The sequence below is a fragment of the Oryzisolibacter sp. LB2S genome, from assembly GCF_040732315.1.
GTDB lineage: Bacteria > Pseudomonadota > Gammaproteobacteria > Burkholderiales > Burkholderiaceae_C > Alicycliphilus > Alicycliphilus soli.
This window is the reverse complement of record NZ_CP160388.1, coordinates 3,041,192-3,053,913: the sequence shown is the minus strand read 5'-3', so window position 1 is coordinate 3,053,913 and position 12,722 is coordinate 3,041,192. Positions and strand designations below refer to the sequence as shown.

The 12,722-nt window shown below is 68.1% G+C and carries 13 protein-coding genes; 10 read left to right on the top strand and 3 right to left on the bottom strand.

The window, feature by feature from the left end:
• The first annotated feature begins 2 nt into the window (after positions 1-2).
• The 9 genes from ABUE11_RS14415 (at position 3) to ABUE11_RS14375 (ending at position 8,375) form a co-directional block, all read left to right on the top strand.
• Positions 3-629 carry a DUF502 domain-containing protein gene (locus ABUE11_RS14415; RefSeq protein WP_367065980.1) on the top strand — a complete coding sequence of 209 codons (627 nt, stop codon included), beginning with the start codon at positions 3-5 and terminating at the stop codon, positions 627-629.
• Between the two features lie 47 nt (positions 630-676).
• Positions 677-2,473, top strand: a complete 1,797-nt coding sequence (gene aspS, locus ABUE11_RS14410; protein WP_367065978.1) for an aspartate--tRNA ligase — start codon at positions 677-679, stop codon at positions 2,471-2,473.
• A gap of 64 nt (positions 2,474-2,537) precedes the next feature.
• Positions 2,538-3,455 (top strand): restriction endonuclease, encoded by a 918-nt coding sequence (locus ABUE11_RS14405; RefSeq protein ID WP_367065977.1) that lies wholly within the window; start codon positions 2,538-2,540, stop codon positions 3,453-3,455.
• Positions 3,456-3,459: 4 nt separating this feature from the next.
• Complete coding sequence (gene nudB, locus ABUE11_RS14400) at positions 3,460-3,924, top strand: dihydroneopterin triphosphate diphosphatase (protein ID WP_367065975.1); 465 nt, start codon at positions 3,460-3,462, stop codon at positions 3,922-3,924.
• Between the two features lie 2 nt (positions 3,925-3,926).
• Positions 3,927-4,694, top strand: a complete 768-nt coding sequence (locus ABUE11_RS14395) for an endonuclease/exonuclease/phosphatase family protein (RefSeq protein ID WP_367065973.1) — start codon at positions 3,927-3,929, stop codon at positions 4,692-4,694.
• A 4-nt stretch (positions 4,695-4,698) separates the two neighbouring features.
• Entirely contained in the window at positions 4,699-5,925 is a 1,227-nt protein-coding gene (gene clsB / locus ABUE11_RS14390; protein WP_367065972.1) for a cardiolipin synthase ClsB, read from the top strand.
• Positions 5,926-6,022: 97 nt separating this feature from the next.
• Positions 6,023-6,748 carry a GTP cyclohydrolase I gene (gene folE, locus ABUE11_RS14385; protein WP_367065971.1) on the top strand — a complete coding sequence of 242 codons (726 nt, stop codon included), beginning with the start codon at positions 6,023-6,025 and terminating at the stop codon, positions 6,746-6,748.
• 1 nt (position 6,749) lies between these two features.
• On the top strand, positions 6,750-7,172 hold the full coding sequence (locus ABUE11_RS14380) for a BLUF domain-containing protein (RefSeq protein ID WP_367065969.1): 423 nt from the start codon (positions 6,750-6,752) through the stop codon (positions 7,170-7,172).
• Positions 7,173-7,493: 321 nt separating this feature from the next.
• Positions 7,494-8,375 (top strand): EamA family transporter, encoded by an 882-nt coding sequence (locus ABUE11_RS14375; RefSeq protein WP_367065967.1) that lies wholly within the window; start codon positions 7,494-7,496, stop codon positions 8,373-8,375.
• A 24-nt stretch (positions 8,376-8,399) separates the two neighbouring features.
• Here the strand turns inward: ABUE11_RS14375 and ABUE11_RS14370 are convergent, their stop codons facing one another.
• Entirely contained in the window at positions 8,400-9,008 is a 609-nt protein-coding gene (locus ABUE11_RS14370; protein WP_367065965.1) for a hypothetical protein, read from the bottom strand.
• An 88-nt stretch (positions 9,009-9,096) separates the two neighbouring features.
• Between ABUE11_RS14370 and ABUE11_RS14365 the strand changes: the two genes are divergently transcribed.
• Entirely contained in the window at positions 9,097-9,750 is a 654-nt protein-coding gene (locus tag ABUE11_RS14365; RefSeq protein ID WP_367065963.1) for a LysE family translocator, read from the top strand.
• Positions 9,751-9,807: 57 nt separating this feature from the next.
• Here ABUE11_RS14365 and ABUE11_RS14360 read toward each other — a convergent pair whose 3' ends face one another.
• Both ABUE11_RS14360 and ABUE11_RS14355 read right to left on the bottom strand, forming a co-directional pair.
• A complete protein-coding gene (locus tag ABUE11_RS14360; RefSeq protein ID WP_367065962.1) occupies positions 9,808-11,214 on the bottom strand; it encodes an amidase in 1,407 nt (468 codons plus the stop codon).
• Positions 11,211-12,701 (bottom strand): ABC transporter substrate-binding protein, encoded by a 1,491-nt coding sequence (locus tag ABUE11_RS14355; RefSeq protein ID WP_367065961.1) that lies wholly within the window; start codon positions 12,699-12,701, stop codon positions 11,211-11,213. The genes ABUE11_RS14360 and ABUE11_RS14355 overlap by 4 nt, the downstream gene beginning before the upstream one ends.
• Between the last annotated feature and the right edge of the window lie 21 nt (positions 12,702-12,722).

Genomic DNA, 12,722 nt, shown 5'->3' with positions numbered 1-12,722 from the left:
TCATGGCCGCTCTGCGCAAATGGCTTTTCACGGGTCTGCTGGTCGTCGTGCCCGGCGTCATCACCGCCTGGGTGCTGAGCTGGATCGTCAGCACGCTGGATCAGACGCTCACCATCCTGCCTGGCGCCTGGCATCCGGACAAGCTGCTGGGCTTTCACATCCCGGGCTTCGGCGTGCTGCTCACGCTCGCCATACTGCTCATCATCGGCGCCTTTGCCAGCAACTTCGCGGGCCGCAAGATGGTGGCCTGGGGCGATGGGCTGGTCACGCGCATACCTGTGGTGCGCTCCATCTATTCGAGCGTCAAGCAGGTGTCGGACACGCTGTTTTCCGAGAGCGGCAACGCCTTTCGCACCGCGGTGCTGGTTCAATGGCCGCGCGAGGGCGTGTGGACCGTGGCCTTCGTCACCGGCACGCCCACGGGCGAGGTCGCGGGCTATCTGCGCGACGAATTCGTCAGCGTCTATGTGCCCACCACGCCCAACCCCACGAGCGGCTATTTCGTCATCGTGCGCAAGAGCGACTGTGTTGAACTCGAAATGAGCGTGGACGCTGCGCTCAAGTACATCGTTTCCATGGGTGTGGTGGCGCCGCCGTCCCTGGTCCCAGCGGAAGCGACCGACCGATAAACCTCACCGAACGACAGCGCCCACTGCGGGCGCAGGAAGAACCCGACATGGCCATGCGCTCCGAATACTGCGGTCTTGTGACCGAAGCCCTGATGGGCCAAACCGTTACCCTGTGCGGCTGGGTGAACCGCCGCCGCGACCATGGGGGCGTGATCTTCATCGACCTGCGCGACCGCGAAGGCTATGTGCAGGTGGTCTGCGACCCCGACCGCCCCGAGATGTTCAAGGTGGCCGAGGACATCCGCAACGAGTTCTGCATCCAGGTCAAGGGCCTGGTGCGCGCGCGTCCCGCCGGCACCACCAACGACAAGCTCAAGAGCGGCCAGATCGAAGTGCTGTGCCATGAGCTGAACGTGCTCAACGCCTCGGTGACGCCGCCGTTCCAGATGGACGACGACAACCTGTCGGAGACCACGCGCCTGACGCACCGCGTGATGGACCTGCGCCGCCCGGCCATGCAGCGCAACCTGATGCTGCGCTACAAAACGGCGATCCAGGTGCGCAACTTCCTCGACAAGGAAGGCTTCATCGACATCGAAACCCCCATGCTCGGCAAGAGCACGCCCGAGGGCGCGCGCGACTATCTGGTGCCCAGCCGCGTGCACGACGGCCAGTTCTTCGCGCTGCCGCAATCGCCCCAGCTCTACAAGCAGATGCTGATGGTGGCCGGCTACGACCGTTACTACCAGATCACCAAGTGCTTCCGTGACGAGGACCTGCGCGCCGACCGCCAGCCCGAGTTCACGCAGATCGACTGCGAAACCTCGTTCCTGAACGAGGAGGAAATCCGCGACATCTTCCAGCGCATGATCAAGGAGGTATTCCAGCAGCAGCTGGGCGTGGATCTGGGCGAGTTCCCGACCATGACCTATGCCGAGGCCGCGCGCCGCTTCGGCTCGGACAAGCCCGACCTGCGCGTCAAGCTCGAGTTCACCGAGCTGACCGACGTCATGGCCGACGTGGACTTCAAGGTCTTTTCCGGCCCCGCCACCACCCCTGGCGGCCGCGTGGTCGCCCTGCGCGTGCCCGGTGGCGCAGCCATCAGCCGTGGCGAGATCGACCAGTACACCGAGTTCGTCAAGATCTACGGCGCCAAGGGCCTGGCCTGGATCAAGGTCAATGAAGTGGCCAAGGGCCGCGACGGCCTGCAGTCGCCCATCGTGAAGAACATCCACGATGCCGCCATCGCTGAAATTCTCAAGCGCACCGGTGCGCAGGACGGCGACATCCTGTTCTTCGGCGCCGACAAGACCAAGATCGTCAACGACAGCATTGGCGCGCTGCGCCTGAAGATCGGTCACAGCGAGTTCGGCAAGCAGGGCGGCCTGTTCGAGGACCGCTGGGCCCCGCTGTGGGTGGTGGACTTCCCCATGTTCGAGCACGACGAGGAAGACAACCGCTGGGTGGCCGTGCACCACCCGTTCACGTCACCGAAGGACGGCCACGAGGACCTCATGGACACCGACCCCGGCAAGTGCCTGGCCAAGGCCTATGACATGGTGCTCAACGGCTGGGAACTGGGCGGCGGCTCCGTGCGTATCCACCGTGCCGACGTGCAGGCCAAGGTGTTCGCCGCGCTCAACATCGGTCCCGAGGACCAGCGCGCCAAGTTCGGCTACCTGCTCGACGCGCTGCAGTACGGCGCGCCCCCGCACGGCGGCCTGGCCTTTGGCCTGGATCGCCTCATCACCCTGATGACCGGCGCCGAGTCCATCCGCGACGTGATCGCCTTCCCCAAGACCCAGCGCGCGCAGGACCTGCTCACCCAGGCACCCAGCCCGGTCGACGAGAAGCAGCTGCGCGAGCTGCACATTCGCCTGCGCAATCCCGTGGCGGCGGCCTGAGGGCAGTCTTCACGCACAATCGAAGGGCGCCGCATGGCGCCCTTTTTGTTTTTGTGAGGGATAAATGGCCGTACCGGATTTTCAGTCGCTGATGCTGCCTCTGCTGCGCTTGGCTGGCGATGGACTGGAGCACGCATTTAAGGATGCAGTTGGAGTGATTGCTGACGAGTTCCAACTCACACCACAGGATCGGGAAGAGTTGCTGCCCAGCAGCAGCCGTACCACCTTGTTCTACAACCGCCTTGCGTGGGCAAAGACGCATATGACAATGGCCGGTTTGCTTGAGTCGCCGCGTCGAGGTGTGTTTTGCATTACTGCGCGAGGTAGGGATGTATTGGCGAGGAACCCACTTCGCGTGGACATGAAAACCTTGCAGCAGTATCCGGAGTATGGGCAAGCGCGGCGAGGTGAGACCGTGGGCCCGGAGATTGCGAGCGTGCCGACCATTTCAGTTAGTGAAGAGTTGACACCAGAAGAGACGATGGAACAGGCTCACCTGAGCCTGCGCAGCGGGCTGGCACGGGAGCTGTTGGAAATCATCTTGCAATGTAGCCCGGCATTTTTCGAGTTGTTGATTGTCAAGCTCATGATCAAAATGGGCTACGGCGGCAGCCGCGAGGAAGCCGGCCGTGCCGTGGGCCGCAGCGGTGATGGCGGGATTGACGGCGTCATCAACGAAGACCGCCTGGGGCTCGATGCGATTTACCTGCAGGCCAAGCGCTGGAGCAACGTGGTCGGGCGGCCCGACATTCAGCAGTTCGTCGGTGCATTGGCTGGTCAACGGGCCAGCAAAGGCGTGTTCATCACCACCTCCCGCTATACGCAGGAGGCCAAGGATTACGCCGCCAGCAGTAATTACAAGGTGGTATTGATCGACGGTGAGCGCCTGGCCGATTTGATGATCGAGCACGACCTGGGCGTTTCAGTAGCGGCCACGTACCAACTCAAGCGCATCGACTCGGATTTCTTTTCGGAGGAATGACGCCATGGCGCCGCAGGGCGGGCATTACAAAGTTCCCGAATCCGTGCTGGTGGTCATCCACACGGCCGACCTGCGCGTGCTGCTGATCCGCCGCGCCGATGCGGCCGAGGACTTCTGGCAGTCCGTGACCGGCAGCAAGGACAGCCCGGCCGAGGACTTTGCCGCCACTGCCGCGCGCGAGGTGCGGGAGGAGACGGGCATCGATGCGGCGGGCGCCGGTTGCGTGCTGCGCGACTGGGGGCTGGAGAATGTTTACGCGATTTACCCACAGTGGCGTCATCGCTACGCGCCCGGTGTATACCTGAACACCGAGCATGTGTTCGGTCTGTGCGTGCCGCCCGGGACACCCGTGGTCTTGAATCCGCGCGAACATACGGCATATGCATGGATGAGCTGGCGCGAGGCGGCCGACCGCTGCTTCTCGCCGTCCAATGCCGAGGCCATACTCTGGCTGCCACGCTTCGTCTGACGATGACCGCCTTACCCATAGAACTACCTGCCGAGCATTCGGGCATTCTGCGCGTTGCCACCTACAACATCCACAAGGGTGTGCAGGGCCTGGGCCCGGCGCGCCGGCTCGAGATCCACAACCTGGGCCTGGCCGTGGAGCAGCTCGACGCCGACATCGTGTGCCTGCAGGAAGTGCGCAAGATGAACCACAAGGAGGCCGCGTACTTCAAGCGCTGGCCGCGCGTGCCCCAGGCCGAATACCTGGCGCCCGAGGGCTATTCCTCCGTCTACCGCACGAATGCCTACACGCGCCATGGCGAGCATGGCAACGCGCTGCTCACGCGCTGGCCCGTGCTGGGCCACCAGCACGAGGACATCTCCGACCACCGCTTCGAGCAGCGCGGCCTGCTGCATGTGGAGGTGCAGTTCCAGGGGCGGCGCGTGCACGCCATCGTCGTGCACCTGGGACTGATTCCGGGCAGCCGCGTGCGCCAGGTGCGGCAGCTGCAGAGCTTCATCGAGCGCGAGGTGCCCGCGGGCGCGCCGCTCGTCGTCGCCGGCGACTTCAACGACTGGGGCCTGCAGATCAAGCGCATGCTGGCGGGCTTTGGCCTGTACGAGTACGACGATGCGCCTCAGCCCTTCACCTATCCGGCGCGCCTGCCGGTGGTGCAGCTCGATCATGTCTACGTGCGCGGGCTCACCCCGCTGGGGCTGCAGGTGCCGCGTGGGCGCATCTGGTGGCGCATGTCGGACCATCTGCCGCTGATCGCGGAATTCAGACTGTGACGGCATGGTCTTGGCCCGCCAGCGCAGGATTGCCACCGACCACGACATTCAGCTCCTGCAGGGGGCGCAGGAGTATTTTCCGGCCCTGATCGCGGACATGGATGCGGCGCTGTCCGACATCCAGTTCGAGACCTACATCTTCGACTGCACGGGCGCGGGCGCGCAGGTGGCCGAGGCACTCATGCGCGCCGCCGAGCGCGGCGTGCGCGTGCACCTCGTCGTCGACGGCGTGGGCACGGGCCGCATGGCCGAGCCCTGGCGCACGCGGCTCAGGGACGCAGGCGTGCGTCTGGAGGTGTATTCGCCGCTCGGCCCGCTGGGCCTGCTGCTGCCCATGCACTGGCGGCGCCTGCACCGCAAGCTGTGCGTGGTCGATGGCCGCGTGCTGTTCTGCGGCGGCATCAATGTGCTCGACGACTTCTACGACCCCAACCATGGCCCCCTGAGCGCGCCGCGCTTTGACTTTGCCGTGCGCGCCGTGGGCACGCTGGTGCAGCACGCCAGCGACACCATGGAGCAGCTGTGGTGGCGCATGCGCGCCGTGAGCGACGTGCGCCACCGCCGCCTGTCGCTGGCGCTGGCCGACATGCGCGCCGCCAGTGCCGCGCGCCAGGCCGTGCGGCATGCGCAGCGGCAGCAGCGTGGCATGCGCGCCCTGCTGCTGCTGCGCGACAACCTGCGCCACCGCGCGAGCATAGAGCGCGCCTATCTGCGCGCCATTGCCCAGGCGCGGCGCGAGATCATCATCGCCAACGCCTACTTCGTGCCCGGGGGCAAGCTGCGCCGCGCGCTCGTGCTGGCCGCGCGCCGCGGCGTGCGCGTGCAGCTGCTCCTGCAGGGGCGCTACGAATACTTCATGCAATACCACGCGGCGCGGCCCGTGTATGGCGCGCTGCTGGCCGCGGGCGTGGAGATCTGGGAGTACGAGCCGAGCTTTCTGCATGCCAAGGTGGCCGTGGTCGATGCGGCCACGCGCCGCGCCTGGGCCACGGTGGGATCGAGCAACCTCGACCCGCTGTCGCTGCTGCTCGCGCGCGAGGCCAACGTGGTGGTGCGCGATCCCGCCTTTGCCCAGCAGCTGCGCCAGCGCCTGGTGCGCGCGCGCGACCAGGGCGGGCGGCCGCTCGACCCGCATGAGTACGCCGCGCGCCCCTGGCGCGAGCGCGTGCTCGACCGCATCGCCTTCGGCCTCATGCGCGCGGCGCTGTGGGTCACCGGCAACCGGTACTGAACTAGCATTTGTATAGCTGCCGGCGCTTGGCGCGTAAGCGCTGGGGCCAAAAAATACCCATAAAACCCGGCGCGGCATTCACTGGTACCATGCCGCCATGTCTTCAGAACCCGCAGCCGCACCGAACGCCCCGCCGCCCGATGAGGGCCAGCCCGTGTCCGTCAAGATCCGTGAACGGCTGCTCGCCGCGCGCCGGCGCTTTCATGCCAACGACAACATTGCCGAATTCATCGAGCCCGGCGAGCTCGAGCTGCTGCTCGACGAGGTCGAGGCCAAGATGCAGGGCGTGCTCGACAGCATGGTCATCGACACCGCGGGCGACCACAACACCCAGAACACCGCGCGCCGCGTGGCCAAGATGTATGTCAACGAGGTGTTCAAGGGCCGCTATGTGCGCCCCCCCGCGATCACCGAGTTTCCGAACGCCGAGCATCTGAACGAGCTCATGATCGTCGGCCCGATCACCGTGCGCAGCGCCTGCAGCCACCATTTCTGCCCCGTGATCGGCAAGATCTGGATTGGCGTGCTGCCCAACGAGCACACCAACGTCATCGGCCTGTCCAAGTACGCGCGCCTGGTCGACTGGGTCATGGGCCGGCCCCAGATCCAGGAGGAGGCCGTGGTGCAGCTGGCCGACCTGATCATGGAGAAGACCCAGCCCGACGGCCTGGCCATCGTCATGGAGGCCAGCCATTTCTGCATGTCCTGGCGCGGCGTGCGCGAGATGGACAGCAAGATGATCAACTCCGTGATGCGCGGCGTGTTCCTCACCAACTCCACGCTGCGCCGCGAGTTTCTGGCCCTGATCCCCGGAAGGAACTGACATGCTGGTCCGTCTGCTCTACGTCAGCCGCGCGGTCGATACCTCGCCCGCGGCCATCGAGGCCATCCTCACCCAGTCGCGCCAGCACAACCCGGCCAGCGGCATCACCGGCGTGCTCTGCTACGGCGGCGGCATATTCCTGCAGGCCATCGAGGGCGGGCGCGCCACGGTCAGCGAGCTCTACGGCCATATCCAGCGCGACCCGCGCCACAAGGACGTGGAGCTGCTGGCCTTCGAGGAAATCTGCGAGCGGCGCTTCGGCGGCTGGACCATGGGCCATGTGAACCTGGCCAAGCTCAACCATTCCATCGTGCTCAAGTACTCCGAGAAGCCCGAGTTCGACCCGTATCTGACATCGGGCAAGGTGTCGTTCGCGCTGCTCGAGGAGCTCATGGCCACGGCCAGCATCATCGGCAGGGCCTGAACTCCCCACCACCGAACCCCGCCGCACCCTGGCGCAGTTCAGGACCCCCGTCATCCCAGCGCGAGCGGGGATCCACCGAAGTGCGCCGCGCCGTGCTGTTTGACCCGTCATCCCCGCGCAGGCGGGGATCCATGGCAGTGACGTTGCTCAACCTCTCCATGCCCCCGTCATCCCCGCGCAAGCGGGGATCCACGGCAGTGACGAATCAACCGATGGTGTGGCGCCTGAATCCCCGCATTCGCGGGGATGACGAGGCCTGTGGGCCGTGCATGCCCTGGCCACGCGAATCAACCCGCGCCACTACCTGAACCTGGGCCTTCCATGTCATCGAGCGCCTTCGCCCTGATCATCGTCGCGGGGCTGATCCACGCCATCTGGAACATCGCGGCCAAGAAGGCCGGGGGCGACGCGCGCTTTGCCTTCTTCACGGCCGTGCTCATGATGCTGGTCTGGGCGCCGCTGGGCTGGTGGCTGGGGCGCGGCGCCGTGCCGCTCTGGGGCGCGCGTGAATGGGCCATCGTGACGCTCAGCGGCGTGCTGCATGTGGTCTATTACGTGGTGCTGCTGCGCGGCTACCGCAAGGCGGATCTGACGGTGGTGTATCCGCTCGCGCGCGGCACGGGGCCGCTGTTGTCGGCCCTCGTGGCCATCACGCTGCTGGGCGAGCGCCTGTCGGCTCTGGGTGCGCTGGGCGTGGCCGGCGTGGTGGGCGGCGTGTTCCTGATTGCGGGTGGCCCCGGCCTGCTGCGCGCCGCGCACGAGCCCCAGGCGCGCCGGCGCGTGCGCAAGGGGATGCTGTATGGCGTGCTCACGGGCCTGTTCATCGCGAGCTACACGGTGGTCGATGGCTATGCGGTCAAGGCCATGCTGCTGTCGCCGATTCTGGTGGACTACATGGGCAACCTGGTGCGCGTGCTGGTGCTCGCGCCCGTGGCGCTGCGCGACCGTGTTGAGCTCGCCCGCCTGTGGGCCGCGCAGTGGCGCTTTGCGCTGCTGGTGGCGTTTGTCAGCCCCGTCGCCTATGTGCTGGTGCTGTTTGCCATGCAGAGCGCGCCGCTGTCGCATGTGGCGCCGGCGCGCGAGGTGTCCATGCTGTTCGCAGCGCTGCTCGGCGGCCATCTGCTGGGCGAGGGCGACCGCGCCGCGCGCCTGGCCGGTGCGGTGCTGATCGCGGCCGGCGTGGTGGCCCTGGGCCTGGGGTGAACGCCCTGGGCCTGCGGCAAGGCCCTACACCGGCCCGGTCAGCGCCACATAGGCCCTGCGCGTCTCGGGCGAGACCGCGGCCACGAGCTGGGCGTGCGAAGTCTGGTGGCGCGCCAGCATGCGTGCCGAGGCCACGGCCTTGGACTTGCAGAACCAGTGGCAGCTGTGCTGCATGAGCAGCAGCTCGGCCGTCATGGTGTAAGCGCGGTCGCGCGGCGACAGGCCGGTGTCGTTGCGCAGGGCGCGCGCAATGCCCTGCGCGTGCAGGTCGAGCAGCGCGCGCATGTCGAAGCTGGCCGCGGGAAACAGCTGCGTGGCAAACGGCAGGCCCAGCGGCAGCCGGCTCACGCGCGCGAGCTCCGCGGGCACGCGGCGAAAGTCGCTGGCAAAGCGCTCGAACTGCTCGGCCAGCTGCGTCTCGGTGGGGGCGAGCACGCCCAGCACCTGCAGGCGGCGCTCCAGGTCCTGCTCGCCCATGGCGCGCAGATAGCCCTGGGTCAGTGTCTCCATCTGCTGCTCGATCTGGTAGGGCTGCAGGTGGCGCGCGAGCAGCGCGATGCGCGTGCGCTGTTGCTGGTGGTTGAGCAGATAGGTGCCGGTAAAGGCCAGGGCCAGCACGAGAAAGAAATCCATTGCGTAAACTGAATGCGGGCGGGCGAAAGCACCGATTGTGGCGGCAGTCCGGCGCCACTCCACCGATTCCCCCTGTCTGCGAACCCCCATGCCTTCCATCGAAACCCTGCTGGCCTTCTTTGGCGTCTCCGTGCTGCTTGCCCTGTCGCCGGGGCCGGACAACATCTTCGTGCTGCTGCAGTCGGCCCAGCGCGGCTGGCGCGCCGGCATGTGCGTGGTGCTGGGCCTGTGCCTGGGGCTCGTGGGCCATACCGCGGCCGTGGCCCTGGGGCTGGCTGCGGTGTTTGCGGCCTCTGCCGTGGCGTTCACGGTGCTCAAGTTCTGCGGCGCCGCCTATCTGGCCTGGCTGGCCTGGGGCGCGCTGCGTGCGCCCGTGGCCGGTGGCGAGGCGCCTGCCGCGGGCGCGGCCGCGGCGGGCGAACGCCCCGCGGCCAGCGGCGCGCTGCGCATGGTGGGGCGCGGCGTGGTCATGAACCTCACCAACCCCAAGGTGCTGGTGTTCTTCCTGGCCTTTCTGCCGCAGTTCGCCGACCCCGCCCGCGGTGCCATGGCGCGGCAGATCATGCTGCTGGGCCTGGTGTTCATGCTGGCGACGCTGCTGGTGTTTGGCGCCATCGCCTGCTTCTCGGGCGCGTTTGGCGCCATCCTGCAGCGCTCGGCGCGCGCGCAGCGGCTGCTCAACCGCGTGGCGGCTCTGGTGTTTCTCGGCCTGGCGCTGCGCCTGGCCACGGCGCAGCGGTGATGCTTCTGTATTGATAGCTGCTAGCGCTTGCTGTATAAGCGATGGAGCCTGATTTTCTCATTGGTTTCCGGGCGGCTCGGGCCAGGGCCGCAGCGGCCCGCGCAGCCGCTCGAACGCATGGGCGATGCGCAGCACGCCCAGGTCGTCAAAGCGCGGCCCGGCGATCTGCAGGCCGACCGGCAGGCCCGCGGCGGTGTGGCCGCAGGCGATGGCGGCCGCGGGCTGCTCCGACATGTTGAACGGCACGGTGAAGGCGATGTGCTCGAGCGGCCTCAGCGGGTCGTTGGTCGGCGCGGGCAGCTCGGCGGCAAAGGCCGTGATGGGCGCCACGGGCGAGAGCACATAGTCGAACGGCGCACAGGCGCGCACCGTGGCGACGCGCGTGGCGTGGAACTGCTGGCTGGCCTCGAAGACCTGGGGGCCGGTGAGGCCCGCGGCGCTCTCGGCCCAGGCGCGGATGAAGGGCAGCACCTTGCCGCGCTCCCCAGGCGTGAGCGTGTGCAGGTCCATGAGCGAGCGCATGCGCCAGAAATGGTCCATTCCGTCGAGCATGGCGCGCGTGAGAAACGGCGCCATGGGCGTGACGATGGCGCCCGCCTGCTCGAACAGGCGCGCCGCGGCCTCGATGGCGGCGCGCACCTCGGCATCCACGGGCAGGCCGCAGCCCGCGTCGAGCAGCAGGCCCAGGCGCAGGCCGCGGAGCTGCTCGGGTGGGGCCGCGCATTGCTCCCAGGCGATGTCCTGCGCGGGCAGGCTCATGCTGTCGCGCGCGTCGGGGCGGCTGAGCACCTGCATCATCAGCGCGGCATCGCGTACCGTGCGCGTCATGGGGCCGGCGGCGCGGCCCGTGTAGGGCGGGTCTATGGGGATGCGCCCCAGGCTGGGTTTGAGGCCGAAGATGCCGCACCAGCTCGCGGGCAGGCGGATGGAGCCGCCTATGTCCGTGCCCACATGCAGCGGCGCGTAGCCGGCCGCGGCCGCCGCGCCCGCGCCGGCGCTGGAGCCGCCCGGGCCGCGGTTCAGGTCCCAGGGGTTGCGCGCCAGCGCGTGAAACGACGACAGGCCCGAGGACAGCATGCCGTAGTCCGGCATGGTGGTCTTGCTGATGAAGACCGCGCCGGCCTCGCGCAGCCGCGCCGCGGGCGGGGCGTCGGCCGCCGCGGGCACCAGGGGCAGGGCGGCCGTGCCCAGCGGCGTGGGGTCGCCGCGGGTGGCGATGTTGTCCTTGACCGTGACGGGCACGCCGTCGAGCGGCCCGCAGGGCGCGCCGCGCAGCCAGCGCGCCTCGCTGGAGCGCGCCTGCGCCAGCGCCTCCTCGGGGCGCAGCAGCCAGGTGGCGTGCAGATGCGGCTCCCAGCGCGCGATGTGTTCGAGCAGCGCGCGCGTGACCTCGACGGGCGAGAGGCTGCGCGCGCGGTAGGCGGCCAGCAGCTCGTGGGCGGACAGATCGTGCAGCGCGGTCATGACCAGGACAGGGCGGAGAGGTCGTTGACGAAGATGGGCATGTCCTTCCACAGCCCGCGCAGCTGCTTGTTGGCCACGGTCACCCATTGCGGCTGGTAGAGAAACGCATGCACCGCGTCCTCGGCCAGCATGCGCTGGGCGTCGCCGAGCAGGCGCGCGCGGTCTGCGGGGCGGGCGGCGTTCTTGATCTTCTCGTAGAGCTGGTTGAACGGCGCGGACTGGTAGCCCCAGTAGTAGTCGGGCCTGGCGAAGTTGCCCAGGTCGAAGGGCTCGACATGCGAGATCAGCGTCAGGTCGTAGTTCTTGCGCCCGTAGGTGCCCGACAGCCACTGCGCCCATTCCACGTTCTGCAGCTTGGCCGTGATGCCCACCTTGGCCAGCTGGGCCGCGATGACCTCGCCGCCCTGGCGCGCATAGGGCGCGGGCGGCAGCGTCATGGTGAGGGTGAGCGGCAGCGTCACGCCGGCCTCGGCCAGCAGCCGCTTGGCCTTCTCGGGGTCGTAGGGGTTGATGCCCGTGGTGTCCACATAGCCGAAGGCGCCCGGCACATAGTGGCTGCCAATCGGCACGCCCAGGCCGTCGGCCGCGCCCTGGATGACGGTCTTGCGGTCTATGGCCGCGGCGATCGCGCGGCGCACGCGCCGGTCACTGAGTGGCCGGCGGGCGTTGTTGATGGCCAATATGGTCTTGGCGCGCGAGCCGCTCACGATGACCTGAAAGCGTGGGTTGCTCTTGAACTGCGCCACGCTGCGCGGCGTGACGCGCGGGAAGGCGTCCACGTCGCCCGCGAGCAGCGCGGCCACCTGGGCCGCCGGATCGGGGATGAAGCGGAAGCTGGCGCGGCGTATCCTGAGGGCCGCGGCCTGGCGCCACTCGGGCCAGGCCGCGAGCGTGATGGAGGCGCCGCGGCTCCAGGCCGCGAGCCGGTAGGGGCCCGTGCCCACGGGCTTGGTGGCGTTGCCGCCCGCGCTCTTGGGCTCGACGATGATGGCCGTGGCCTGGCCAAGCAGGAACAGCAGGTCGGGCTCGATGTCCTGGTTGATGATGACCACCGTGTGCTCGTCCACCACCTGGGTGGTCAGGCCCGCAAAAAGGCGCTTGTCCTTGTTCGTGCTCTTGTCGCCGCCCGCGCGGTCGAAGGAGAACTTGACGGCCGCGGCGTTGCAGGGCTCGCCGTTGTGGAACATGGCGTCCTTGCGCAGCCGGAAGGTGTAGGTGCGCAGGTCGGGCGAGACCTCCCAGCTCTCGGCCAGCAGCGGCGAGACGCTGCCGTCGGAGTTGATCTTGGTCAGCGTCTCGTAGATGTTGTAGAGCGTGACCTCGGCGATCGACGAGGCCGCGCCGGCCGTGGGGTCCAGGCCCGGCGGCTCCAGCGTCAGCGCCAGCGTCACGCTGTCCTTCCTGCCCTGGGCCAGCGCGTGCAGCGGCGTGGCCAGAACGGCAGAGGCCAGGGCGCCGGAGGCGATGGCGGTGCGTCGGGTGAGCATGGGTGGGTTCTCCTCAAGAAA